General features: G+C 67.6%; 23 protein-coding genes and 1 riboswitch. Of the genes, 13 read left to right on the top strand and 10 right to left on the bottom strand.

From position 1 onward, the window contains the following. Positions 1–726: 726 nt before the first annotated feature. From ACTJI2_RS11765 to ACTJI2_RS11755, 3 genes are all read right to left on the bottom strand, one after another. A complete protein-coding gene (locus ACTJI2_RS11765) occupies positions 727–1,236 on the bottom strand; it encodes a hypothetical protein (protein ID WP_183639306.1) in 510 nt (169 codons plus the stop codon). 89 nt (positions 1,237–1,325) lie between these two features. Beyond that, on the bottom strand, positions 1,326–1,829 hold the full coding sequence (locus ACTJI2_RS11760) for a hypothetical protein (protein WP_183639308.1): 504 nt from the start codon (positions 1,827–1,829) through the stop codon (positions 1,326–1,328). Positions 1,830–1,950: 121 nt separating this feature from the next. Continuing rightward, the gene (locus ACTJI2_RS11755; protein WP_183639310.1) at positions 1,951–2,739 is read right to left on the bottom strand and encodes a lytic transglycosylase domain-containing protein; all 789 of its coding nucleotides are present in this window, start codon (positions 2,737–2,739) and stop codon (positions 1,951–1,953) included. Between the two features lie 197 nt (positions 2,740–2,936). Between ACTJI2_RS11755 and ppa the strand changes: the two genes are divergently transcribed. Next, positions 2,937–3,473, top strand: coding sequence for an inorganic diphosphatase (ppa, locus tag ACTJI2_RS11750; protein ID WP_183639312.1), 537 nt, complete (start codon positions 2,937–2,939; stop codon positions 3,471–3,473). A gap of 91 nt (positions 3,474–3,564) precedes the next feature. Here the strand turns inward: ppa and ACTJI2_RS11745 are convergent, their stop codons facing one another. From ACTJI2_RS11745 to thiC, 4 genes are all read right to left on the bottom strand, one after another. Continuing rightward, entirely contained in the window at positions 3,565–4,245 is a 681-nt protein-coding gene (locus ACTJI2_RS11745) for an ion channel (RefSeq protein WP_192198019.1), read from the bottom strand. A 7-nt stretch (positions 4,246–4,252) separates the two neighbouring features. After that, a complete protein-coding gene (locus ACTJI2_RS11740; protein WP_181444250.1) occupies positions 4,253–4,420 on the bottom strand; it encodes a hypothetical protein in 168 nt (55 codons plus the stop codon). After that, positions 4,417–5,028, bottom strand: coding sequence for a DUF4136 domain-containing protein (locus ACTJI2_RS11735; RefSeq protein WP_183639316.1), 612 nt, complete (start codon positions 5,026–5,028; stop codon positions 4,417–4,419). The genes ACTJI2_RS11740 and ACTJI2_RS11735 overlap by 4 nt, the downstream gene beginning before the upstream one ends. A 109-nt stretch (positions 5,029–5,137) precedes the next feature. Then, the gene (gene thiC / locus ACTJI2_RS11730) at positions 5,138–7,015 is read right to left on the bottom strand and encodes a phosphomethylpyrimidine synthase ThiC (RefSeq protein ID WP_203323150.1); all 1,878 of its coding nucleotides are present in this window, start codon (positions 7,013–7,015) and stop codon (positions 5,138–5,140) included. 70 nt (positions 7,016–7,085) lie between these two features. Next, a riboswitch (TPP riboswitch) is annotated at positions 7,086–7,189 on the bottom strand. A gap of 143 nt (positions 7,190–7,332) precedes the next feature. On the opposite strand from thiC, the gene ACTJI2_RS11725 reads away from it, so the two are divergent. Beyond that, entirely contained in the window at positions 7,333–8,880 is a 1,548-nt protein-coding gene (locus ACTJI2_RS11725; RefSeq protein ID WP_203323151.1) for a BCCT family transporter, read from the top strand. A 10-nt stretch (positions 8,881–8,890) separates the two neighbouring features. Here the strand turns inward: ACTJI2_RS11725 and ACTJI2_RS11720 are convergent, their stop codons facing one another. Then, positions 8,891–9,703, bottom strand: coding sequence for a phosphate/phosphite/phosphonate ABC transporter substrate-binding protein (locus ACTJI2_RS11720; protein WP_440842186.1), 813 nt, complete (start codon positions 9,701–9,703; stop codon positions 8,891–8,893). A 50-nt stretch (positions 9,704–9,753) separates the two neighbouring features. Further along, entirely contained in the window at positions 9,754–11,595 is a 1,842-nt protein-coding gene (gene ilvD / locus ACTJI2_RS11715) for a dihydroxy-acid dehydratase (RefSeq protein ID WP_440842185.1), read from the bottom strand. 390 nt (positions 11,596–11,985) lie between these two features. On the opposite strand from ilvD, the gene ilvC reads away from it, so the two are divergent. The 11 genes from ilvC to ACTJI2_RS11660 all read left to right on the top strand — a co-directional run bounded on the left by ilvC (position 11,986) and on the right by ACTJI2_RS11660 (position 22,461). Beyond that, positions 11,986–12,996 (top strand): ketol-acid reductoisomerase, encoded by a 1,011-nt coding sequence (gene ilvC / locus ACTJI2_RS11710; protein ID WP_203323153.1) that lies wholly within the window; start codon positions 11,986–11,988, stop codon positions 12,994–12,996. After that, positions 12,993–14,717 carry an acetolactate synthase 2 catalytic subunit gene (gene ilvG, locus ACTJI2_RS11705; protein ID WP_440842184.1) on the top strand — a complete coding sequence of 575 codons (1,725 nt, stop codon included), beginning with the start codon at positions 12,993–12,995 and terminating at the stop codon, positions 14,715–14,717. The genes ilvC and ilvG overlap by 4 nt, the downstream gene beginning before the upstream one ends. Continuing rightward, positions 14,701–14,952 (top strand): ACT domain-containing protein, encoded by a 252-nt coding sequence (locus ACTJI2_RS11700; protein WP_318287794.1) that lies wholly within the window; start codon positions 14,701–14,703, stop codon positions 14,950–14,952. The genes ilvG and ACTJI2_RS11700 overlap by 17 nt, the downstream gene beginning before the upstream one ends. A gap of 78 nt (positions 14,953–15,030) precedes the next feature. Further along, positions 15,031–16,155 (top strand): threonine dehydratase, encoded by a 1,125-nt coding sequence (locus ACTJI2_RS11695; protein ID WP_440842183.1) that lies wholly within the window; start codon positions 15,031–15,033, stop codon positions 16,153–16,155. Further along, entirely contained in the window at positions 16,152–17,711 is a 1,560-nt protein-coding gene (locus ACTJI2_RS11690; RefSeq protein WP_141455472.1) for a 2-isopropylmalate synthase, read from the top strand. The genes ACTJI2_RS11695 and ACTJI2_RS11690 overlap by 4 nt, the downstream gene beginning before the upstream one ends. Before the next feature lie 13 nt (positions 17,712–17,724). After that, complete coding sequence (gene leuC, locus ACTJI2_RS11685; protein WP_440842182.1) at positions 17,725–19,176, top strand: 3-isopropylmalate dehydratase large subunit; 1,452 nt, start codon at positions 17,725–17,727, stop codon at positions 19,174–19,176. Further along, entirely contained in the window at positions 19,176–19,757 is a 582-nt protein-coding gene (leuD, locus tag ACTJI2_RS11680; RefSeq protein WP_141455471.1) for a 3-isopropylmalate dehydratase small subunit, read from the top strand. Before leuC ends, leuD begins: the two co-directional genes overlap by 1 nt. Then, entirely contained in the window at positions 19,747–20,835 is a 1,089-nt protein-coding gene (leuB, locus tag ACTJI2_RS11675) for a 3-isopropylmalate dehydrogenase (protein WP_192198025.1), read from the top strand. The genes leuD and leuB overlap by 11 nt, the downstream gene beginning before the upstream one ends. Before the next feature lie 127 nt (positions 20,836–20,962). After that, the gene (locus ACTJI2_RS11670; RefSeq protein WP_440842181.1) at positions 20,963–21,367 is read left to right on the top strand and encodes a hypothetical protein; all 405 of its coding nucleotides are present in this window, start codon (positions 20,963–20,965) and stop codon (positions 21,365–21,367) included. Positions 21,368–21,433: 66 nt separating this feature from the next. After that, positions 21,434–22,138, top strand: a complete 705-nt coding sequence (locus tag ACTJI2_RS11665) for an aspartate/glutamate racemase family protein (protein WP_440842180.1) — start codon at positions 21,434–21,436, stop codon at positions 22,136–22,138. After that, positions 22,135–22,461: a low molecular weight protein tyrosine phosphatase family protein gene (locus ACTJI2_RS11660; RefSeq protein WP_440842178.1), complete on the top strand. Its 327-nt coding sequence runs from the start codon at positions 22,135–22,137 to the stop codon at positions 22,459–22,461. The genes ACTJI2_RS11665 and ACTJI2_RS11660 overlap by 4 nt, the downstream gene beginning before the upstream one ends. Before the next feature lie 74 nt (positions 22,462–22,535). Here ACTJI2_RS11660 and ACTJI2_RS11655 read toward each other — a convergent pair whose 3' ends face one another. Then, positions 22,536–25,706, bottom strand: coding sequence for an efflux RND transporter permease subunit (locus ACTJI2_RS11655; RefSeq protein ID WP_141455466.1), 3,171 nt, complete (start codon positions 25,704–25,706; stop codon positions 22,536–22,538). Between the last annotated feature and the right edge of the window lie 11 nt (positions 25,707–25,717).

Genomic DNA, 25,717 nt, shown 5'->3' with positions numbered 1-25,717 from the left:
TAGGATACGTGATGCGCGCGCCGGGCCGTGGCCGGAGGCGTGGCGGGATGTCGGCTCGTGCCACGGCGGAAAACGGCCACGGGAGGAACGGGATGGAACGTCTGTTGGTGGCGGGGAGCACGGGGCTGGTGGGCCAGGCAGTGCTGGCACTCGCGATGGCCGATACCCGCATCGGCAGGGTCATCGCACCGACCCGTCGGCCCTTGGCCCCGCATCCGCGATTGTCGAACCCGATCATCGATTTCGAGCGCCTGGATCCGACGGCCGACCATTGGCGCGCGGACGCCATGATCTGCGCCCTGGGCACCACCCTGCGCGACGCCGGCTCGCGCGATGCCTTTCGCCGGGTCGACTTCGACTATCCGCTCGCGCTCGCCCGCCTGCTGCACCAGCATGGCGCACGCACGCTGGCGGTCACCTCGGCCGCCGGCGCTCGCGCGGATTCGCGGATCTTCTACTCGCGCACGAAGGGAGAACTGGAACAGGCCCTGTCCGCCTGCGGCTTCGATTCGCTCACCTTCATCCGCCCTTCCCTGCTGGGCGGCGAACGCCCGCGCCGGCGCGCCGGCGAACACCTCGCGCTGCGCCTGCTGACCACGCTCGCACCGCTGGTGCCCGCACGCTACCGGGNCCGCCGCGCTGCTGGAGGCTGCCCATGCGGCGACGCCCGGCACGCGGATCATCGAGTCCGAAGCGATTGCCCGCTGATTCTCGGCCGATATCCGGTTAGCCAACCGTGGCGTGCAGGCGTCGCATGCGCCACCACAGGCCGGCGTTGAGCAGCAGGAAATAGCCGACCAGCGCCGCCGCGAATCCCATCGTCAGCGGACTGGCCTGTTGCGCGGAGGCCGCCGCACCGTCGGCGAACGCGCCCTGCGACCAGCGCCACGCCAGGCGGCCGACCAGCAGCAGGGTCAGGATGCCGCCGAACCAGGGGTTCGGCACGTAGGTCGGCAGTCCTTCGTGCCATTCGACCCGCGTGTGCCGCAGCGCGAATCCGCCCAGCAGCAAGCCACCCGCCAGCCCGGTGGCCACACCCGCCGCCACCCCCGGCAGGAACGCGGCGCCGAACAGCAGCATGCCCAGCAGCAACACCATCAGGACCAGGCGGAACACGGTGCGCTTGGGCTGCCAGGGCTGGCGGCCGAAGCTGCGGCGGATGCGGCGATACATGATCCAGCCGATCCCCGCGGTGACGAGATAGGGAGTCAGGGCTGGCAGGGCGGCGGCAGGCATGGCGGGCGTCCAGGGATTGGTTGGCGCCCACCTTAGGTCCCGGCAGGGCGCCGGGACCAGTGACGGTTGTCATCAGTTGCGGGGGAAACTCAGCGCAGCAGTCCGTGCGGCACCTGCCGCAGCGGCTGCATGCCGTCGGTGGCGGCAATCGCCTGGCTGGCGCGGTCCAGCAACGCATCGTCCTCGCCATCGATGACCACCAGCAGGCGGCCAGCTTCGATTTCGCGCTCGTAGTCCCGGCGGACCTCGCTGGGCACGGTGGATCCGGCCAGCGCGGCGGACCAGCCACCGACCGTCGCGCCCACCAGCGTGGTGATGATCACCCCAAGCGCATGGAACCCGGCCTGCGGCAGCCACATGCCGATCAGGCCACCGACCAGGCCGATGACGCCACCGCCGACGATTCCGCGCCAGGCGGCGGGGATGAAATCGGTCGGCGAGGCTTCCTTCTCGGCATCGGGGACCTGGGTCATCTCGATGTCGGACTGGGCCAGGACCGCGGCGTGGCCGGGACGGATGCCGAGTCGGAGCGCGGCACCCATGGCCTGTTCCGCGGTGCCCAGGTCCGGAGCGCTGAAAACACGTCGTTTCATGGCGTTCTCCCGTGGGCGGCTGTCTTCCAGCCTGTGAAGACCATAGGCCCGCGCAGGAGATGTGGAAGTGAAGAAATGCCGCGCGGGCCGGAACGACGCGCGGATGCGCATCATCGGCCGGTCACTGCGCCGGGCGTTCGGGGGCGCTCTTGCGGCCGAGCGCGCGCAGGTACAGGTCGTACAGGGCGGTGACCTTGGCCACGTATTCCTGGGTTTCCGCATAGGGCGGCACCCCGCCGTACCGGGCGACGGTGCCGATGCCGGCGTTGTAGGCCGCCGCCACCAGGGTCAGGTCACCCTTGTAGCGCCGCATCAATTGCCTGAGATGGCGCGCGCCGGCATCGATGGACTGGGTGGAGGAGAACGGATCGGTCACCCCGTACTCGGTCGCCACCTCCGGCATCAGTTGCATCACGCCCTTGGCACCCTTGGAGGACACCGCCTTGGCGTCGAAATCGCTTTCCGCATGGGCAATCGCGCGCAGCCAGGCATCGTCCACGCCGGTCTTCTTCGCCGCCGTGCGGAAATCCACGGGATACATGTTCAGGCGCGGCTTGCCGACCTTGCCCAGACCCGGATGGGCCGGCTCGCCCGGCGGGGTGGCCACGGTGAACTTCAGGTAGACCCGCGACCCGGGCAGGTTGCGGGTGCTGTACACCAGCTGGCCGTCCTGCTCGCGCTCGTACAGGGTACCGCTGAAGATGCCCATCCGTCCCCACAGGTTCGGGGTCTGCACGGCATTGTCGTCGATTTCCCTGGCCTGGCAGCGCGAGCCCGGCTCCGGCGCGGTGGCCAGGCTGACGGTGCCGTCGCGCACGCAGCGGTAGACCGTCCGCGCCTGGGCGTCGGGCACGCCGGAGCCGGCCAGGAAGGCCAGCAGACAGACCAGCAGGACGGAGGGGCCGCGCATACGGGGCGGATTCTAGGGCCGGCAAGCTGAGCCGCAACCCCCATGGCGAACCGGCGACGGCTGGCCCGGCAGTCCGGCCACGCCGGGATTCCGGCCCCCTCCCGGGAAGTCCTCCGGCCCGCCCCTGCTGCGCCGCAGCAGGCAAGCGCGTAGAATTGCCGGCCCTGTCATTCCGCACGCTCTGGAGCACACGCATCATGGGTCTGGACCACGTTTCCACCGGCAAGAACCCGCCGGAAGAAATCAACGTCATCATCGAAATCCCGAAGGATTCGGAACCGGTGAAGTACGAAGTGGACAAGGAAAGCGGGGCGATCTTCGTCGATCGCATCCTCTCCACCCCGATGCGCTATCCCTGCAACTACGGCTACGTGCCCAACACCCAGTGCGGCGACGGTGATCCGGCCGACGTGCTGGTGGTGCTGCCGCTGCCGCTGATCCCCGGCTCGGTCATCCGCTGCCGCCCGGTCGGCGTGCTGCGCATGAGCGACGAGGCCGGCAGCGACGAGAAGCTGCTCGCAGTGCCGGTGGAGAAGGTGTTCTCCGGCTACAAGCACATCACCGACATCGACCAGGTCAGCCCGCACTGGCTGGAGCGCATCGGCCACTTCTTCGAGCATTACAAGGATCTGGAGAAGGGCAAGTGGGTGAAGCTGGACGGCTGGGGCAACGCCGCCGACGCCAAGCAGGTGCTGGTCGACGCGATGCAGCGCTACGCCGAACTGAAGAAGTAAGCCGGCCCCGCATCGCACAGCAGAAAGCCCGCCATCGGCGGGCTTTTTGTTTGCATGGTTGTTCGCATGAGGCGGCGGTTACGACGCCGGTTCAACCGCTCTTGCGTATCCCCATCTTCAGCGTGGTCAGGCCGATCAGCCGCGACACCACCAGGGCGATGTACATGACCCCCGCGAACTGCTCCAGCATCACCAGCGCGCGCGCCTGCGCCTGCACCGGCACGATGTCGCTCAGGCCCACGCCCGAGAGCAGGCTGAAACTGAGGAACAGCAGTTCCATCCAGGTGCGCGGCTGCTCCGGATTCACCGCCGCGATGAAGCTGCCCGGATACCACTGCTGGCAGACCGAGAAGGCGAACGCGAACGCCCACGCCAGCAGGGTGAAGGTCGCGCCGGCGGCGAACAGTTCGTCGCTGGAGACCTCATGGTCCTGCAGCATGTAGGCCATCAGGCTGCCTGCCGTATAGAAGTACAGCGCGCTCTCCAGCAGGTGCGCGAGGGTGTACAGCACGTTGTTGTCGGTGATCGCGGCCAGCAGCGACAGCACGACCGACGGCACGCCCAGCGCCAGCGCGAACCACAGCCGCAGCGGGCTGCGGTTGACCACCCACAGCGCCAGCGCGAGCACCAGGATCCCGAAAGCCCCGAACAGCGCGCGGCCGCCGGCGGTGCTTTCCATCACCGGGTACAGCAGCACCCCGCCGAGCTGCACCAGCAGCAACCACGCCGACGGGTGCCGGCGCGCGGTAACCAGCCAGCGGAGCCAGGTCATGCCCATCTCAACCCTTGAAGTGGTAGACCAGCGCGTAATAGATCACGTAGATCCACGACAGCAGGCCGTGGATGATGGCCCACAGCAGCGACTTGTTGGCGCTCCAGGAAATGGTGATCGCCAACGCCGTGCCGAAGCCGATGCCCGCCCGGGCCGCACTCGCCGCGCCGCTCATTTGCGCGGCGCCGCGGGAACGACCGGGGTACCGCTGCCGGCCCGGTAGGGATAACGCGCAAAGATGTCGGCAACCGCCTGGTCCAGGCGCGCGGCGCGTTCGGCCGGCTTGGCGTTGGCGACGCGGCCGACCGCGATGCCCTCCCATACCAGCTGGTTGCGCTTGGCGTCGACCAGATCGAAGTTCAGCGTGCCCTCGGTGTACTGGTAGACGTTGGTGCGGTCATACCAGTAGGGAACGGCGACATACCGGCGGGCGCGGTAGCTGTAGTAATAGTTGTAGTCCACGTCCGGCATGCTGACCACGTCGGTCTTTTCCTGCATGTAGGCGTTGATGTTCAACCACAGGTCCGGAGACTTCTCGTCGTAGGCGTAACCCCGCGATTCCATCTGCGCGCGGGCGGCGGCCTTGAGCCGGGCGCTGGTGATGGTGGCGTAGCCTTCGCTCTCCACCGCCAGCGGCGAGTAGAACGCGAAGCTCCGGTAGCGCGCGAAATCGGCCGACGGGTCGGCCTCGCTGCTGATGCGCGGGCCGGTGGCGCAGGCCGCCAGCAGCAGGACCCCGGCCAGCAGCAGGCCGCGGGTGAGGAATGGGATGGCATTGCGCATGTTCGGCATTCTCCTGTCCGGGACGCCAAGCGTCGCGCGGGCGCGGCGGCGGCACAAGCCCCGCCGGCCCGGAAAGGCGGCGAACGGACGCATCCGCCCGCCGCATGGTTCAGCCCTGGTGATAGACCTTCGCGCCCTGGGCGAGGAACTCGGCCGATTTCTCGGCCATGCCGGCCTCGATCGCCTGCTGTTCATCCACGCCATGCTCGGCCGCGTAATCGCGCACGTCCTGGGTGATCTTCATCGAGCAGAAGTGCGGGCCGCACATCGAACAGAAGTGGGCCAGCTTGTGCGCGTCCTTGGGCAGGGTCTCGTCGTGGAATTCCTTGGCCTTCTCCGGATCCAGGCCGAGGTGGAACTGATCCTCCCAGCGGAACTCGAAGCGCGCCTTGCTCAGCGCGTTGTCACGCACCTGCGCGCCCGGATGGCCCTTGGCCAGATCCGCGGCATGGGCGGCGATCTTGTAGGCCATGATGCCGTCGCGCACGTCCTGGCGGTTGGGCAGGCCCAGATGCTCCTTGGGCGTCACGTAGCAGAGCATGGCGGTCCCGTACCAGCCGATCATCGCCGCGCCGATGGCGCTGGTGATGTGGTCGTAGCCCGGCGCGATATCGGTGGTCAGCGGTCCGAGCGTGTAGAACGGCGCCTCGCCGCACTCGCGCAGCTGCTTGTCCATGTTCTCCTTGATCAGCTGCATCGGCACGTGGCCGGGGCCTTCGATCATGGTCTGGACGTCATGCTTCCAGGCGATCTTGGTCAGCTCGCCCAGCGTTTCCAGCTCGCCGAACTGGGCGGCGTCGTTGGCGTCGGCGATGCAACCCGGGCGCAGGCCGTCGCCCAGGCTGAAGGCCACGTCGTAGGCCTTCATGATCTCGCAGATTTCCTCGAAGTGGGTGTAGAGGAAATTCTCCTTGTGGTGCGCCAGGCACCACTTGGCCAGGATCGAACCACCGCGCGAGACGATGCCGGTGACCCGCTTGGCGGTCAGCGGCACGTAGCGCAGCAGCACGCCGGCATGGATGGTGAAGTAGTCCACGCCCTGCTCGGCCTGTTCGATCAGGGTGTCGCGGAAGATCTCCCAGGTCAGTTCCTCGGCGCGGCCGTCGACCTTCTCCAGCGCCTGGTAGATCGGCACGGTGCCGATCGGCACCGGCGAATTGCGGATGATCCACTCGCGGGTCTCGTGGATGTGCTTGCCGGTGGACAGATCCATCACCGTGTCGCCGCCCCAGCGGATCGACCAGACCAGCTTCTCCACTTCCTCGGCGATGCCGGAGGAGACCGCGCTGTTGCCGATGTTGGCGTTGATCTTGGTCAGGAAGTTGCGGCCGATGATCATCGGCTCGCTCTCCGGGTGGTTGATGTTGTTCGGCAGGATCGCGCGGCCGCGGGCGATCTCGTCGCGCACGAACTCCGGCGTGATGATCTTCTGGATGCTCGCGCCGAAGCTCTCGCCCGGATGCTGTGCCAGCAGCAGCGCTTCGCGCACCGCCTCCAGCCTCTGGTTCTCGCGGATGGCGACGTACTCCATCTCCGGCGTCACGATGCCCTTGCGCGCATAGTGCATCTGGCTGACGTTGGCGCCTGCCTTGGCGCGGCGCGGCAGCATGCGTCCGGGGAAACGGACCGCATCCAGTTTCGGATTGGTCTCGCGCGAACGGCCGAATTCCGAGCTCAGCGCGGACAGCGCCTCGGTATCACCGCGCTCCTCGATCCAGCGTGCGCGCAATGCCGGCAGGCCCGCCGCCAGATCGATGCGCGCGTCCGGATCGGTGTACGGGCCGGAAGTGTCGTAGACCGTGACCGGCGCATTCTCCTCGCCGCCGAACAGGGTGGGCGTGCGGGTCAGCGCGATCTCGCGCATCGGCACGCGCAGGTCCGGACGCGAACCGGTCACGAAGACCTTGCGCGAACCGGGAATCGGACGGGTGACGGATTCGGAGAGCTGCTGGGTATCCTGCAGCAGGCGGGAGGGCACGGCGTTCATCGGCATCGTCCTGGTTGGAAAGCGGGACGAAGCGGCGGCGCATGGAACGCGGGCGGATCGCTGGCGATCGGTCGCGTCCTGCGAAGCTTCCCTACGCCGGTCTTAACCGGATCAGGTTCGAAGGGTCTGTCTCAACCGCCGCCCACCGGGCCGGCGATACCCCCGCTTCGGGCGCTATTACACCATATCGGCGGCGTGGGAGCGCTTCAGGCGGAGCTTGCTATGATGCGTGCCCGCCGGGGTACCGCCCGTCCGCATTTTTCCGCCCGACGATTCGCGCCCTGCCCGGCCCCTCCCGTTCAGACAAGGAGGCCTGCGTGGTTTTCCGTATCTCCATCCTGTTGGTGGCCCTCCTGGTCGCCGCCGCCGGTCTTGCGCCCGGTCCTTTCAACGCCTGGATCCAGCAGCAGCTGGCCGGGATCATTTCCAGCGCCGGTTGGCTGTACCTGCTGATCGTGTTCGCCGCGCTGGTCTTCCTGCTGTATCTGGCGGTGGGGCGCTTCGCCAACCTGCGCATCGGTGGCGAGGATGCCGAGCCGGAATTCTCCAATGCCAGCTGGCTGGCGATGCTGTTCGCCACCGGCATGGGCATCGGCCTGGTGTTCTGGGGCGCCGCCGAGCCGGTGTCGCACTACTTCAAGCCGCCGGAAGGGCTGGTGCCGGGCAGCCTGGATGCCGCGCGCGCATCGATGCGCTACGTGTTCTTCCACTGGGGCCTGCACCCCTGGGCGATCTACGCGCTGATCGGACTGGCGATGGCCTGGTTCCAGTTCAATCGTGGCGGGCGCGGCCTGATCAGCGATCTGCTGCAACCGGTCATCGGCCATCATCATCGCGGCTGGATCGGCCATGCGGTGAACATCGCCGCGGTGGTGGCCACCGCGGTCGGCGTGGCCACCACGCTGGGGTTCGGCACCATCCAGATCGCCGCCGGCGTGGCGCGGGTCACCGGCATTCCCGATTCCATCGGCACCGAGCTGGCGATCATCGGCGTGGCGTTCGTGCTGTACATGGCTTCCACCATCAGCGGCGTGGATCGCGGCATCAAATGGTTGTCGAACTTCAATCTCGGATTGGCCGCGCTGTTGCTGGCGATGGTGCTGGTCCTGGGTCCCACCGGTTTCATCTTCGACACCTTCACCACCACGCTGGGCACCTATCTCAACCAGTTGGTCAACATGAGCCTGCGGATGTCGCCGTTCTCCGGCAGCACGTGGGTGGCCGACTGGACGATCTTCTATTGGGCCTGGTGGATCGCGTGGGCACCGTTCGTCGGATCGTTCATCGCCCGCATCTCGTGCGGCCGGACCATCCGCGAGTTCGTGTTCGGCGTGGTGGTCATCCCCAGCCTGCTGGGCTTCGTGTGGTTCTCGGTGTTCGGCGGTACGGCGTTGTGGATGCAGATTCTCGGCGGCGTGGACATGGGCGCGCCACTGGCGCGCGGCTATGAAACCGTGCTGTTCACCCTGTTCGATCATCTGCCGCTGTCGACGCTGCTGGCCGGCATCGCGGTGCTGCTGTTGATGATCTTCTTCGTGACCTCGGCCGATTCGGCGGTATTGGTACTGGCGAGCATGTCCACCGACACAGCCGGCGATCCGCCGCTGCGCCGACGCCTGGTCTGGGGCGTGGGCGTGGCGCTGGTCGCGGCGACCCTGCTGCTGGCAGGCGGCCTGGATGCCCTGCAAGGCGTCATCACCATCACCGCGCTGCCATTCGCGCTGCTGCTGTTGCTGGTGATGCTGGGCCTGTACCGCGCGCTGAACCAGGAATATCGGCTCGGGCGCCGGCGCGAGCAGCGCGCGCGCCGGCTGATCATGGACTGGATCGCGCGCGAGGACGCCGCGCAGTCGGAGGAACGCTGACGGCCTCGCGTCAGTCGATCCGGCCGGCCATTTCCGCCAGCATCGCCTCGTCGGCGGGCACCAGCCGCACCGCGTCGCCGAACTCCGGCCAGCCGGCGCGCAGTCCCGCCATCACCGCGGGATCCTGCTGGTCGGCAACCAGCAGTTCACCACCGATCGCGGCGCAATCCCGATCGGCTGCCGGCCGGCACAGCAGCGGCCCGGGCGGAATGACCGGCGAGCGCCAGAGTTCATGCAGGTCCGGCTGCGGTTCCGCGTCGTAGACATCGGCCGCCAGTGCGGCCACGTCGGCGCGGCCGTCCTTCAGCCAGGCCAGCGACGCGGCATGCGAACCGGCATAGTCGACCCGCGCGAATGCGGCTTCAGGATTCGCGATGCCCATTTCCGCCAGTCCGCCACGCGGCACGAATCCGCCCGACGCCGAATCGCGGCCGACCAGCGCCAGCCTCAGCGTGGCCGCCCCGGCGGCGAGCGCGATGCGTGACAACGGCCGTTTCGCGACGATCACCGCGCGGTAGCGCTGCGCCTGCGCGGCGGGCACGTCCGGCACCGGCAACGTGGCCACGCTGCCTGGCGGCAATCGCAGCGCCTGCAGGTAACCGTGCAGGTTGGGCACCGCGAGATCGACTTCTCCCGCCGCCATGCCCGCGATCAACGCGCTGGGCGACAGCAGCACGCGCACTTCGACGGGGCGCTGCAGCCGGCGGCCGAGATAGTCGGCCAGCGGCCGGATCGCCGCCGCCCGATCCCGCTGCGGATAGGCGTAGGTGGCCACCACCAGTGGCTCGGGATCCGCTGCCAGGGCGGGCGCAACCAGTGACACGAGCGCGATACCGCCCGCGAGAAACGCGCCCAAACGCAACCGGCGCAGCCTCATGCGTTGTCCAGCAATGCCTTGTCGCGCACCGCGCCCTTGTCGGCGCTGGTGGCGAGGAGCGCGTATGCCTTGAGCGCGGTGGTCACCCGGCGCGCGCGCGGCTGCGCGGGTTTCCATCCGCGCGCATCCTGTTCGGCGCGGCGCGCGGCCAGTTCCGCCTCGTCCACCAGCAGGTTGATGCCGCGGGCGGGAATGTCGATGCGGATGCGATCGCCGTCGCGGACCAGGCCGATCGCGCCGCCCGCCGCCGCTTCCGGCGAGGCATGGCCAATCGACAATCCGGAGGTGCCGCCCGAGAAGCGCCCATCGGTCAGCAGCGCGCACTGCTTGCCCAGGCCCTTGGATTTCAGATAGCTGGTCGGATACAGCATTTCCTGCATGCCCGGCCCGCCCTTCGGTCCCTCGTAGCGGATTACGACCACGTCGCCGGCCTTCACCTCGTCGCCCAGGATGCCCTTCACCGCCGCGTCCTGGCTTTCGTAGACGCGTGCGTTGCCTTCGAACACGTGGATGGATTCGTCGACACCGGCGGTCTTCACCACGCAGCCATCGCGGGCGATGTTGCCGTACAGCACCGCCAGGCCCCCTTCCTGCGAGAAGGCGTGCTCGACATCGCGGATGCAACCCTCGGCGCGATCGGTATCCAGCGACGGCCAGCGGGTGTCCTGGCTGAAGGCGACCTGGGTCGGAATGCCCGCCGGCCCGGCCTTGTAGAAGGTTTGGACCTTCTCGTCCTCCACCACGCCCACGTCCCATTGCGCGATCGCGTCGCCCAGCGTCTTCGCGTGCACGGTCGCCACCTGCGTGTGCAGCAGCCCGCCGCGCGCCAGTTCCCCCAGGATCGCCATGATGCCGCCGGCGCGGTGCACATCCTCGATGTGGTACTTCTGGGTGTTGGGCGCGACCTTGCACAACTGCGGCACGCGTCGCGACAGCCGGTCGATGTCGCGCATGTCGAACGCCACCTCGCCCTCCTGCGCGGCCGCCAGCAGGTGCAGGATGGTGTTGGTCGAACCGCCCATCGCGATGTCCAGGGTCATCGCGTTCTCGAAGGCCTCGAAGGTGGCGATGCCGCGCGGCAATGCGGTCGGATCCTCCGCGCCGTACCAGCGATGGCACAGCTCGACGGCCAGGCGGCCGGCGCGCAGGAACAACTGCTCGCGGTCGGCATGGGTGGCGACCACCGTGCCGTTGCCCGGCAACGACAGGCCCAATGCCTCGGTCAGGCAGTTCATCGAGTTGGCGGTGAACATGCCCGAGCAGGAACCGCAGGTCGGACACGCGCTGCGCTCGACCGCCGCCACCGCTTCGTCGCTGGCGTTCGGATCCGCCGCCATCACCATCGCGTCGATCAGATCCAGCTTGTGATCGGCCAGCCGCGTCTTGCCCGCCTCCATCGGACCACCGGAAACGAACACGGTCGGGATGTTCAGCCGCAGCGCGGCCATCAGCATGCCCGGAGTGATCTTGTCGCAGTTGGAAATGCACACCAGCGCGTCGGCGCAGTGCGCGTTGACCATGTACTCCACCGAGTCGGCGATGACTTCGCGGCTGGGCAGCGAATACAGCATGCCGTCATGACCCATCGCGATGCCGTCGTCGACCGCGATGGTGTCGAATTCCTTGGCGACACCGCCGACGCGTTCGATCTCGCGGGCGACCAGTTGGCCGAGATCCTTCAGGTGGACGTGTCCCGGCACGAACTGGGTGAAGGAGTTGGCGATGGCGATGATCGGCTTCTTGAAGTCGCCGTCCTTCATGCCGGTGGCGCGCCAGAGCGCACGGGCACCGGCCATGTTGCGCCCATGGGTGGAGGTCTTGGATCGGTATTCAGGCATGGTCTGCGGGGGAGTCGTATTGCGCGGAAGGCGGCGATTCTGCGGGCTTTTCATGGTTGCAGTTGCAACCATCGCCACGCAAACCGGCCTCTCATCGGGACATTACCGAAAATTTCCCCGGCGCGCTTGACAAGGCTCGAACGGGCATGTTTCCCTTGGCCTCATGTTGCATCGCCACACGCCCCTGACCCACGACCTGCGGACCGCGCCCAGCGCGGCCTCCATTCTCGTCGTCGTCCTTATTACCTCGCCAACAGGTGCGGGACGAACGGGCGTGTAAGCAGAAAACAACGCCAGATTCGCAAAACCCCGCACTGAGAAGTGCGGGGTTTTTTATTGCCGCCGATTTTTTCCGACCCACCCGCCCTTCCCAACTCAGGAATTCCGCAAATGACCACCGCCGCCTCCTCCGCCCCGCAACCCAAGATCGCCGTCGTCGGCTACGGCAGCCAGGGCCGCGCGCACGCGCTGAACCTGCGCGAATCCGGTTTCGACGTCACCGTGGGCCTGCGCCCGGGCGGTCCCACCGAGGCCAAGGCCCAGGCCGACGGTTTCCTGGTCAAGTCGCCGGCCGAAGCCGTGAAGGATGCCGACCTGGTCGCCGTGCTGACCCCGGACATGGTCCAGAAACAGCTCTACAACGACGTGCTGGCGCCAAACATGAAGCAAGGCGCCTGCCTGCTGTTCGCCCACGGCCTCAACGTCCACTACGGCCTGATCAGCCCGCGCGAGGATCTGGACGTGGTGCTGGTCGCGCCCAAGGGCCCGGGCGCGCTGGTCCGCCGCGAGTACGAAATCGGCCGCGGCGTGCCCTGCATCTATGCGGTCTACCAGGACAAGAGCGGCCAGGCCGAGGCGCTGGCGCTGGCCTATGCCGCCGGCCTGGGCGGCGCCCGCGCCAACATCATCAAGACCAGCTTCAAGGAAGAGACCGAAACCGATCTGTTCGGCGAGCAGGCCGTGCTGTGCGGCGGTGCTTCCTCGCTTGTGCAGGCCGGCTTCGAGACCCTGGTGGAAGCCGGTTACCAGCCGGAAATCGCCTATTACGAAGTCCTGCACGAGCTGAAGCTGATCGTCGACCTGTTCTACGAGGGCGGCATCACCCGCATGCTGGAATTCGTGTCCGAGACCGCCCAGTACGGCGACTACGTCAGCGGCCCGCGCGTGATCGACGCCGGCACCAAGGCACGCATGAAGGAAGTCCTGAAGGACATCCAGGACGGCACCTTCACCAAGAACTGGATCGCCGAGTACGAAGCCGGCCTGCCGAACTACAAGAAGTACAAGCAGGCCGACCTGGAACATCCGATCGAAGTCGTCGGCAAGCAACTGCGCGCCAAGATGGTGTGGCTGCAGGCCAACGCCTCCCAACCCGATACAGAACAGGCCGCCGCCGCATGAACGCCGACGCTGCCGCTGCTTCCCGCAATGGCGCCCGCTGGTTGACCCAGGCCCTGGAAGCCGAAGGCGTGGATACGCTGTTCGGCTATCCGGGCGGCACCATCATGCCGTTCTACGACGCGCTGGTGGATTCGTCGCTGAAGCACATCCTGGTGCGCCATGAGCAGGGCGCGGCGCTGGCCGCCAACGGCTACGCCCGCGCCAGCGGCAAGGTCGGCGTATGCGTGGCCACGTCAGGTCCCGGTGCGTCCAACCTGGTCACCGGCATCGCCGACGCGATGCTGGATTCGGTGCCGATGGTCTGCCTGACCGGACAGGTCGCCACGCCGCTGATGGGTACGGACGCGTTCCAGGAACTGGACGTGTTCGGCCTGACCATGCCGATCGTCAAGCACAGCTTCCTGGCGCGGCGCGTCGAGGATCTGCCGAAGATGGTGCGCGAAGCGTTCCGCATCGCGCGCGAAGGCCGTCCGGGACCGGTGCTGATCGATCTGCCCAAGGACGTGCAGATGGCCGATGCCTCGCATCTGCCGGACCACGTGCCGGCCGCGGTCGATCCGGTGCCGGCGCCGGAGGACGCGCGGCTGGCCGAGGCGCTGGCGGCGATCGCCGGCGCCGAGAAGCCGGTGATCTACGGCGGCGGCGGCATCGCCCTGGCGGACGCCGTGGATGCGTTCCGCCAGTTCGTCGAGGCCACCCGCATCCCGACCGTGCTGACCCTGCGCGCATTGGGCGCACTGCCCGGCAACCACCCGCAGTTCCTGGGCATGTTGGGCATGCACGGGACCCGCGCCGCCAACATGGCGGTGCAGGAAGCGGATCTGCTGGTGGTCGTCGGCGCGCGCTTCGACGATCGGGCCACCGGCAAGCTGGCCGAGTTCGCGCCGTTCGCGCGGGTCGTGCACCTGGATGCCGACGCCTACGAGATTTCCAAGCTGCGCGGCGCCGACATCGCGATTCCGGGGGACGTCGCCGCCGGCCTGCGGACCCTGAGCGCGGCGCGCAGCACCTGCGAGGAATGGCGCAAGCGCTGCGCCGGCAACCGCGAACGGCACGGCTTCCGCTACGACGCGCCAGGCAGCGACATCTATGCGCCGGGCCTGCTGAAGCGGCTGACCGAAGTGGCGCCCGCCGACACGATCGTCGCCTGCGATGTTGGCCAGCACCAGATGTGGGTGGCACAGCACTGCAAGTTCGGGCATCCCCGCAACCACCTGACCAGCGGGGCGCTGGGCACGATGGGTTTCGGCCTGCCGGCGGCGATGGGCGCGCAGTTCGCCTGCCCGGATCGCACGGTGGTGCTGGTCAGCGGCGACGGCAGCTTCATGATGAACGTGCAGGAGCTGGCCACCATCGCCCGCTGCAGACTGCCGGTGAAGATCGTGCTGCTGGACAACAGCGCGCTGGGCATGGTCCGGCAATGGCAGGAACTTTTCTTCGCCGAGCGCTACAGCGAAATCGATCTGTCCGACAACCCGGACTTCGCCGCGCTGGCGCAGGTGTTCGGCATTCCCGCCCGCCGCATCGAATTGCGCAACCAGGTCGATGACGCGCTGGCCGAACTGCTGGCCCAGCCCGGTCCCGCGCTGCTGCACGTCGCCATCGACATCAAGGCCAACGTATGGCCGCTGGTGCCGCCCAACCATGCCAACAGCTCGATGCTGGACGGCAATCCCGCCAAGCAGAGCCCGGAGCCCTCCTCCCATGCGATACCGGCTTGACCTGGTGCTGAAACCCGCCGAGGGCGCGCTGACGCGCGTGATCGGCATGGCCGAGCGGCGCGGCTTCGCGCCGCGCGCCATCAGCGGCGAACCCGCGCCCTCCGACGGGCGCTGGCGCGTGCAGCTGGTGGTCGACGGCCAGCGCCCGCCCGAAACCCTGCGCCTGCAGATGCAGAAGATCTACGACTGCGAATCGGTCGAGATCACCGTCGTCGATTCCGGGGAGGCCGCGTGATGAACACGTTGTCCGTCCACGCCGTCGGCACCCACGTCCGGAGGCGTCTTCTTCAACATCAGCCGTTCGCGTGCCGCGATGCCTGATGCCGGCCGCGCCGCCAGCAGCGAAGACCCGGACGTCGGCGACGTCCGGGTCAGCGTGGCCGACGTGCTGGCCGCGCAGGCGCGCCTGCGCCGCTATCTGCCGCCGACGCCGTTGCACCATGCCGAACGCTTCGGCGTGATGCTGAAACTGGAGAACCTGCAGCGCACCGGTTCCTACAAGGTGCGTGGCGCATTGAACGCCCTGCTGGCCGCGCGCGAGCGCGGCGACGGCCGCCCGGTCATCTGCGCTTCCGCCGGCAACCACGCGCAGGGCGTGGCCTGGGCCGCCTACCGGCTGGGCGTACAGGCCATCACGGTGATGCCGCATGGTGCGCCGGAAACCAAGATCGCCGGTGTCGCCCACTGGGGCGCGACCGTGCGCCAGCACGGCGCCAGCTACGACGAAGCCTTTGCCTTCGCCCGCGAACTGGCCGAACAGAACGGCTACCGATTCCTGTCCGCGTTCGACGATCCGGACGTGATCGCCGGCCAGGGCACGGTCGGCATAGAGATCGCACCGCACACGCCGGACGTGGTCATTGTCCCGATCGGCGGCGGCGGTCTGGCCTCGGGCGTCGCCCTGGCGCTGAAGTCCCAGGGCATCCGCGTGATCGGCGCGCAGGTGGAAGGCGTGGACTCGATGGCGCGTGCCATCCGCGGCGACACCGCCGCGCGCGATCCGGCCGCTTCGCTGGCCGACGGCGTACGGGTCAAGATTCCCGGTTTCATCACCCGTCGCCTGTGCGCGAACCTGCTGGACGACGTGGTCATCGTGCGCGAGGCCGAACTGCGCGAAACCCTGGTCCGGCTGGCACTGGAGGAACACGTCATCGCCGAAGGCGCCGGCGCGCTGGCGCTGGCCGCCGGCCGGCGCGTGGCCGGCAAGCGCAAATGCGCGGTGGTGTCCGGCGGGAACATCGATGCCACGGTCCTGGCCCGGCTGCTCTCCGAGGTACGTCCGCGCCCGCCACGCAAACCGCGCCGGCGCAACCGTGAAGGCGACCCTTCGCTTGCCGGCACCCCGCCCCGCAACCCGACCATACCCCGTTCCATCGCAGTGCCGCCCGCATCCCGTTCGCGCCGCACTGCCGCCGTCGCAGAGGAATCCAGCTGGTGAACACGAACACTTCCGAATCCAATCCGTCCGACCACGTCCGCATCTTCGATACCACCCTGCGCGACGGCGAGCAGTCGCCCGGCTGCAGCATGACCCCGCAGCAGAAGCTGGTGATGGCGCGCGGACTGGCCGATCTGGGCGTGGACATCATCGAAACCGGCTTCCCCGCCAGCTCGCAATCGGATCGCGAGGCGCACGCGCTGATCGCGCGCGAACTGCGCGACACCACCCTGGCGGTGCTGTCGCGCTGCCTGCCCGCCGACATCGAAACCTCGCTGCGCACGGTCACCGCCGCCGCCCGGCCGCGCCTGCACCTGTTCCTGTCGACCAGCCCGCTGCACCGCGAGCACAAGCTGCGCATGAGCCGCGAGCAGGTCCTGGAGTCGGTCCACAAGCACGTCAGCATGGCGCGCGCGCATATCGACGACGTCGAGTTCTCCGCCGAGGATGCCACCCGCACCGAGGAGGATTTCCTCCACGAGGTAGTCGCCGCCGCGATTGCCGCCGGCGCCCGCACCATCAACCTGCCCGATACGGTCGGCTTCACCACCCCGGAGGAAATCCGCGGCATGTTCCAGCGCGTGATCGCGCAGGTGCCCGGCGCGGACAAGGTGGTGTTCAGCACCCACTGCCACAACGACCTGGGCCTGGCCGTGGCCAACTCGCTGGCCGCCATCGAGGGCGGCGCGCGCCAGGTGGAGGGTTCCATCAATGGCATCGGCGAGCGTGCCGGCAACTGCGCCATCGAGGAAATCGTGATGGCGCTGAAGGTCCGCAATGCTTTCTACAACCTGGACACCGGCGTGGACACCCGCCGCATCGTGCCGACCTCGCAGCTGCTGTCGCGACTGGTCGGCATGCCGGTCCAGCGCAACAAGGCGATCGTCGGCGCCAACGCCTTCGCCCACGAGTCCGGCATCCACCAGCACGGCATGCTGCGCCATCGCGGCACCTACGAAATCATGCAACCGCAGGATGTGGGCTGGCCGTCCTCGCAGATGGTGCTGGGCCGCCACAGCGGCCGCGCCGCGGTCGAACAGCGCCTGCGCGCACTGGGCTACTGGCTGGACGAGGACGAGCTGAAGCTGGTGTTCGAACAGTTCAAGGCGCTGTGCGAAAAGCAGCGCGTGGTCGGCGACGCCGACCTGCAGGCGCTCATGCAGGACGCCGCGGTCAGCGATGGCTATCGCCTGGCCTCGATGACCATCAGCGATGTCGGCAGCCGCGCCAACGCCCTGGTCGAGCTGTCGGATCCGGACGGCAACCGCGTCGCCGAGACCGCACAGGGCAATGGTCCGGTGGACGCCCTGTTCGGCGCGCTGTCGGCCGCCACCGGCGTGCAGCTGCAACTGGAGAGCTACCAGGTGCACAGCGTCGGCATCGGCGCCGACGCGCGCGGCGAGGCCAGCCTGTCGGTGCGCTGCGAAGGCGAGGAATACGAAGGCACCGGCACCAGCAAGGACATCATCGAGGCCTCCGCGCTGGCGTGGCTGGACGTGGCCAACCGCCTGCTGCGCCATCGCCGCGTTGCCAACCAGGAAGTGGCAGCCGCATAAGGCCGATCGCGACATGAATTCACCCGACACTCAGACCATGACCACCCCACCACCCCGCACCCTGTTCGACAAACTCTGGGACGCGCACGTCGTCAGCCCCGAAAGCGACGCCGCGCCCGCCGTGCTGTACATCGATCTGCACCTGATCCACGAAGTCACCTCGCCACAGGCCTTCACCGAGCTGAAATCGCGCGACCTGAAGCCGCGCCGCCCGGATCGCACCAAGGCGACCATGGATCACTCCACCCCCACCCTGCCCGCCGGCGCGGACGGCAGGCTGCCCTACTACACGGCCGCCGCCGAAACCCAGGTCCAGACGCTGGCGCGCAACTGCGCCGAGCATGGCATCGAGTTGTTCGACATGGGTTCGGACCAGCGCGGCATCGTCCACGTCATCGCGCCGGAACTGGGTTTCACCCAGCCCGGCATGACCATCGTGTGCGGCGACAGCCACACCTCCACCCACGGCGCGTTCGGCGCGCTGGCGTTCGGCATCGGCACCAGCGAGGTCGGCCACGTGCTGGCGACCCAGTGCCTGCTGCAGCGCAAGCCGAAGTCCATGGCGATCACGGTGGAGGGCGAACTGGCGCCGGGCGTCGGCGCCAAGGACGTCATCCTGCACATCATCGGCGTGATCGGCGTCAACGGCGGCACCGGCCACGTCATCGAGTATCGCGGTTCCACCATCCGCGCGATGGACATGGAGCAGCGCATGACCCTGTGCAACATGTCGATCGAAGCCGGTGCGCGCGCCGGCATGGTCGCCCCGGACGAGACCACCTTCGCCTGGCTGGCGCAGGCGCCGCGCGCGCCCAAGGGCGCCGACTTCGAGCATGCCAGGCGCGAGTGGTCGGCGCTGCGCAGCGATGAGGGTGCCCGCCACGACGTGGAAGTGCGCATCGACGCCGCGGATATTCGCCCGACCCTGACCTGGGGCACCCATCCGGGCACCGCCATCGGCGTGGATGTCCCGATTCCCGCCGCCAACGACGCCGCCGCGCGCAAGGCACTGGACTACATGGCGCTGGAGACGGGCCACGCGCTGGCCGGCACCGCGGTGGACGTGGTGTTCGTCGGCTCCTGCACCAATGGCCGCCTGAGCGACATGCGCGAAGTCGCTTCCGTGCTGCGCGGCCGCCAGATCGATGCGCGCGTGCGCATGCTGGTGGTGCCGGGCTCGGAGCAGGTCAAGCGCCAGGCCGAGGCCGAGGGCATCGACGCCGTCGTGCGTGCCGCCGGCGCGGAATGGCGCGAACCGGGCTGCTCGATGTGCATCGCCATGAACGGTGATCTGGTCGCCCCCGGCCAGTTGGCCGTCAGCACCAGCAACCGCAATTTCGAGGGACGCCAGGGCCCCGGCTCGCGCACCCTGCTGGCCTCGCCGCTGACGGCTGCGTGGGCGGCGGTGAACGGAAGGGTCAGCGATCCCCGCGAACTGTTCGGTGCGCGCAAGGAGGTGGCGTGATGAGCGGTTTCCGTGAACTGCGTTCGCAGAGCGTCGTGCTGCGCCAGACCAACATCGACACCGACCAGATCATCCCGGCCCGGTTCCTGTCCACCACCGAACGCGCCGGTCTGGGCCGCAATGCGTTCAACGACTGGCGCTGGCAGGCCGACGGCACGCCCAATCCGGAATTCCCGTTCAACCAGCCGGAAAACGCCGGCCGTGCCGTACTGCTGGCCGGCCGGAACTTCGGCTGCGGCTCCTCGCGCGAACACGCGCCGTGGGCGCTGACCGACCTGGGCCTGCGCGCGATCGTCAGCAGCGAGATCGCCGACATCTTCCGCAACAACAGCCTGAAGAACGGCCTGTTGCCGGTGGTGCTGGCCGAGGACGACGTGCAGGCGCTGATGGAACGCCCCGATGACGAACTGGTCATCGACGTGGCCGCGCGCGAGCTGCGCACGCCCGACGGCCGGGTCTATCCCTTCCCGCTGGATGCCTTTGCCCAGACCTGCCTGCTGGAGGGCGTCGACGAAATGGGCTATCTGCTGGCCCGCCAGGCCGATATCGAACACTACGAGGAAACCCGCCATGCGCGCTGAAATCGCCGTCCTGCCCGGCGACGGCATCGGTCCGGAAGTCACCGCCGCCGCCGTCTCCGTCCTGCGTACCGTGGCCCGTCGCCACGGCCACGACTTCACCTTCACCGAACACGACATCGGCGGCATCGCCATCGATCGTCATGGCGATCCGCTGCCGGCCGCCACGCTGCGCGCCTGCCAGCAGGCCGACGCGGTGCTGCTGGGCGCGGTGGGCGGACCGAAATGGTCCGACCCGAACGCGAAGATCCGTCCCGAGCAGGGCCTGCTGGCGCTGCGCCGTGGACTGGGCCTGTTCGCCAACCTGCGACCCGTCCGTCCGCACCCGGCTGCGCTGAACGCCTCGCCGATCAAGCCGCACCTGCTGACCGGCGTGGACATCATGGTGGTGCGCGAACTGACCGGCGGCATCTACTTCGGCGACAAGACCCGCGACGAACGCGGCGCCAGCGATCTGTGCAGCTACAGCGTCACCGAGATCGAGCGGGTGGTGCGCAGCGCGTTCCGCCTGGCGCGCCAGCGTCGCGGCTACCTGGTGTCGGTAGACAAGGCCAACGTGCTGGAGACCTCGCGCCTGTGGCGCGACGTTACCGCGCGCATCGGCCGCGAGGAATTCGCCGACGTGAAACTGGAGCACGTGCTGGTCGATGCCATGGCCATGCATCTGCTGTCGCGGCCGCGCGAGTACGACGTAATTGTCACCGAGAACATGTTCGGCGACATCCTGACCGACGAAGCCTCGATGCTGGCCGGATCGCTGGGCCTGTTGCCGTCGGCCTCGCTGGGCGACGGCCGGGTCGGCCTGTACGAGCCCATCCACGGTTCCGCACCGGACATCGCCGGCAAGGGCATCGCCAACCCGTACGCCACCATCCTGAGCTGCGCGATGCTGCTGCGCCACTCATTGGGCCTGGACGAAGAAGCCGATTGCATCGAGCGTGCGGTCGATGGCGCTCTCAACGCGCAGGTGTTCACCAACGATCTGGCCGCGGGCGGTCGCGGTGTCTCCACCCAAGCCGCCGCCCAGGCGGTGGTCGAACAGTTGAACGAGCACTGCTACGTCGCCGAACTCAGGGACTGAGTCTGCTCTCTCTGACAGGCGGGCTTCGGCCCGCCTTTTTTTTGTCTGTCTTGCCAGCCGTCCCCAACTGCTTGTCGTTGAGACCTGATCCGGCCATAGTCCTCCTCGGCATGCAGAGGAGGGGGACATGACGCCCGGCACGAAGTATCGATTGAGACTGGTGATCTCCGCCTCGCTGATCACGCTGTGGGGCGTCGGCTCGCTGGCGGGATGGCCGGTGCTGGAGGGCTTCCTTCCGCTGGCCCTGGTCTTCCTGCTCAACTCGTCCGCGGAAACGGCCGACCCCAACGAGTCCGGGCTCATGGGCCTCATGCAACCGCGCCTGGTTCCGATCTTCGTCCTGCTGTTCTTCGGCGGGTTCTACCTGGTGGCAAAGCATGGATTCCCGAAGAGCGGGCTCGAAGATGTCTGGCGGGGCTGGTTCGTAATCCCGGTCTGGATGGCATTGCTGGCACAACTGGTTCTACAGTCCGATCCGGAACCGGCCGGCGAAGCACGGGCTCGCGACGAAACTTCTCCATCGGACGCCTGACTGGCGTCCGTCCCCACCTGTCTCCCGCACGCCTCATCCACCTGTCCTTGCTCCTACAATGCCGACATGAAGACCATCGGAATGCTGGGCGGCATGAGCTGGGAATCCACCGTGCCCTATTACCGCCTTATCAACCAGCGCGTGCAGGAACGCCTCGGCGGCCTGCATTCGGCGCGCATCCTGCTTTACAGCGTGGACTTCCACGACATCGAACGGCTCCAGCACGCCGGCGAGTGGGATCGCGCGGGCGCGTTGCTGGCCGATGCCGCACGGCGCCTGCAATTGGCCGGCGCCGATTTCCTCGTGATCTGCACCAACACGATGCACAAAGTCGCGCTGGTGATGGAAGCCGCGACCGGGCTGCCGCTGCTGCACATCGCCGATCCCACCGCGATCGCCGTCACGGCGGCGGGATTCAGGCGCGTCGGCCTGCTGGGCACGCGGTTCACCATGGAAGAGGATTTCTATCGCGAACGCCTGCAAGGCGATCATGGCCTGGACGTGCTTATCCCCGACGCCGGAGACCGCCTCGAGGTCCATCGCATCATCTACGAGGAACTCTGCCAGGGCATCGTCGACGAAGGATCACGCGGGATCTATCGCGGCGTTATCGATCGCCTGATCACCCGTGGCGCGGAAGCGGTGATCCTGGGTTGCACGGAAATCTCGCTGCTGGTGGGGCCAGGGGATTCACGGGTGCCACTGTTCGACACCACCACGCTGCATGCCCGTGCCGCGGCCGACCACGCGCTCGAAGGCTGGGGTCAGTGATGCGCAAGGTGCTCTTCATCTGCAGCCAGAACCGGCTGCGCAGCCCCACGGCGGAACAGGTCTTTGCGGATTGGCCCGGTGTGGAGGCCGCTTCCGCCGGGCTGAACAACGATGCGGAAAATCCACTTACACCCGAGCTTCTGAAGTGGGCCGACCTGGTGTTCGTCATGGAGCGTGCGCACCGCAACAAGCTGTCGTCACGCTTCCGCGCCCACCTGAGCCGGCAACGTATCGTCTGCCTCGACATCCCGGATGAGTACGACTACATGGATCCAATGCTGATCCGCCTGCTGCGCATGAAGGTCCCGCCCCACCTTCCATAAGGTGGGGCTTCGACTGGCCTCCGCGATGCGCGCTCCGGTCACGCCAGTGCGGGATGGGCCGGGCCCGTCACGTGTCAGCCCGCGTTGCCTTCCTCCGGCTTCACCTTGAACCACGCCGCATACAGCGCCGGCAGGAACAGCAAGGTCAATAGGGTCGCCACGGTCAGGCCACCCATGATCGCCACCGCCATCGGCCCGAAGAACGCACTGCGCGACAGCGGGATCATCGCCAGCACCGCCGCCAGCGCGGTCAGCACGATGGGCCGGAACCGGCGCACGGTGGCATCGATGATCGCGTGCCAGCGATCGTGTCCGGCATCGATGTCCTGCTGGATCTGATCCACCAGGATCACCGAGTTGCGCATGATCATGCCAGCCAGGGCAATCGTGCCGAGCATGGCGACGAAACCGAACGGCACCCGGAAGATCAGCAGCGCGAGGGTCACGCCGATCAGTCCCAGCGGCGCGGTCAGCGCCACCAATGCCATCCGCGGGAAGCTGCGTAGTTGCAGCATCAGCAAGGTCGCCACCACCAGCAGGAACAGCGGCATGCCGGCGTTGATCGAGTTCTGCCCGCGCGCGGAATCCTCGACGGTGCCGCCGGTTTCCAGCAGGTAGCCTTCCGGCAATGCCTTGCGGATGTCTTCCAGGGTCGGCTGGATCTGCCCCACCACGGTCGGCGGCGTCAGGTCGTCGGTATTGAGATCCGCACGCACGGTCACCGTCGGCAACCGATTACGATGCCAGATGATGCCGTCCTCGAACGCGTATTCCAGGTTGGCGATCTGCGAAAGCGGCACGCTGCCGCCGTTGCTGGTCGGCACCGCCAGGCTGCCCACGAGATCCATGCGCGCGCGTTCCTGCTCCGGCCCGCGCAGCAGGATCTCGATCAGCTCGTTGCCCTCGCGATAGGTGCTCACGTGCAGGCCCGACAGCGAACTGGTCAGGAAATGCGATACCTGCGCGGTACTGACGCCGAGCGCGCGGGCGCGATCCTGGTCGATCACCAGGCGCACGATCTTGCTGGGTTCATCCCAGTCGAGGTTGACGTTGGCGACATTGGGATTCGCGCGCACCTTTTCGGCCACCTGGCGCGCGAGCGCCTGCACCCGGTCGATGTGCTCGCCCGACACGCGGAACTGGATCGGATAGCCCACCGGCGGTCCGTTCTCCAGCCGGGTCACCCGGAACTGCAATTGCGGGAACTTCGGCGCGACCTCCTCGATCAGCCACTTGCGGGTGGACTCGCGCGCCTCGGTGTCGTCGGCCAGTACCACGAACTGCGAGAAATTGGCCTGCGGCAGTTGCTGGTCCAGCGGCAGGTAGAAACGCGGCGAGCCGGTGCCGATGTAGGCCACGTAGTTCTGGATGCCTTCGCGCCTGGCCAGCAGCTTCTCCAGCTGGCGCGCCTGCGCGTCGGTGGACTTGAGCGAGCTGCCTTCAGCCAGCTCCAGATCCACCATCAGTTCCGGACGCACCGAATCGGGGAAGAACTGTTGCGGAATGAAACGGAACATCACGATCGACAGTACGAATGCCAGCACGGTCACGCCAATCACCAGCCAGCGATGGCGCAGGCAGGCATCCAGCAGCTTGCGGAACTTCTGGTAGAACGGCCGCTGGTAGGGATCGTGATCGTGGGCGTCATGCGGCGCGGGTTCCAGCCAGCCGGCCAGTGCCGGATGGCGATCGGCCAGGCGCGCGCGCAGGCCATGCCAGCGCGCGGCCAGCGACCCCGGCTTCGGCGGCCGCGGCTGATCCAGGTCCGGCAGCATCTTGTCGCCAAGATAGGGAATGAACAGCACCGCCGCGATCCACGACACCACCAGGGCGATCGTCACCACCTGGAACAGCGAGCGTGTGTATTCGCCGGTGCTCGACGCGGCGGTGGCAATCGGCAGGAAGCCGGCGGCGGTGACCAGCGTACCCGTCAGCATCGGGAATGCGGTCGACTCGTAGGCGAAACTCGCGGCCTTCAAGCGGTCGTAACCCTGCTCCATCTTGATGGCCATCATCTCCACCGCGATGATCGCGTCGTCCACCAGCAGGCCCAGCGCCAGCACCAGCGCGCCCAGCGAGATCTTGTGCAGGCCGATGCCGAAGTAATGCATCACCGCGAAGGTCATCGCCAGCACCAGCGGAATCGAGACCGCCACCACCAGGCCGGTACGCAGGCCCAACGAGAAGAAGCTGACCACCAGCACGATGATCACCGCCTCGGTCAGCACCCGCACGAACTCGCCGACCGATTCCTCCACCGCATGCGGCTGGTCGGATACCTTGCGCAACTGCATGCCAACCGGGAGGGATTTCTGCAGGCGCTGGAATTCGTGCTCCAGGGTGTCGCCCAGCTTGAGGATGTCGCCACCGTCCTTCATCGCCACCGCGATGCCGATGGCGTCCTCGCCCATGAAGCGCATCTTCGGCGCGGACGGATCCGCGAAGCCGCGGCGCACCTCGGCGATGTCACCCAGCCGGACCGTGCGGCCGCCGGCATGGATCGGGAATTCGCGGATCTCCTCGACCGAGCTGAATTCCCCGCTGACCCGCAGTTGCACCCGGTCGCTTGGCGTCTCGAAGAAACCGGCCGAGGTCATCGCGTTCTGCTCATCCACCGCCTGTTGCACCGCCGTCAGCGGAATGCCCAGCGTCGCCAGCTTGGTGTTGGAGAGTTCAATCCAGACCTTCTCGTCCTGCAGTCCGACCAGTTCCACCTTGCCCACGTCGGATACGCGTTGCAGTTCCAACTGGATGCGGTCCGCGTAGTCCTTCATCACCGCATAGTCGAAGCCCGGTCCGGTCAGCGCATAGATATTGCCGAAGGTGTCACCGAACTCGTCGTTGAAGAACGGCCCCACCACGCCTTCGGGCAGGGTGTAGCGGACGTCGCCGACCTTCTTGCGGATCTGGTACCAGAGTTCGGGAATGTCCTTGGACTTGAGCGAATCCCGGGCCATGAAGATGACCTGCGACTCGCCGGCGCGCGAATACGAGCGGATGAACTCGTACTTGCCGGTGGTCATCAGCGCCTTCTCGATGCGCTCGGTGACCTGCTTGGACACTTCGTCCGCGGTCGCGCCGGGCCATACCGTGCGCACGACCATCGCCTTGAAGGTGAACGGCGGATCCTCGGATTGGCCCAGGTGCCGGTATGACCAGGTACCGATCAGCGCAAGCACGATCATCGCGAACAGCACCAGCGAGCGGTTGGTCAGCGCCCACTCGGAAACATTGAAGCGGCGCATGGTCAGCGGCT

It is taken from the genome of Pseudoxanthomonas sp. 22568 (assembly GCF_052044485.1).
Taxonomy (GTDB): Bacteria; Pseudomonadota; Gammaproteobacteria; order Xanthomonadales; family Xanthomonadaceae; genus Pseudoxanthomonas_A; species Pseudoxanthomonas_A beigongshangi.
The sequence above is the reverse complement of the archived record's forward strand: the minus strand, read 5'-3'. Positions and strand labels throughout refer to the sequence as shown.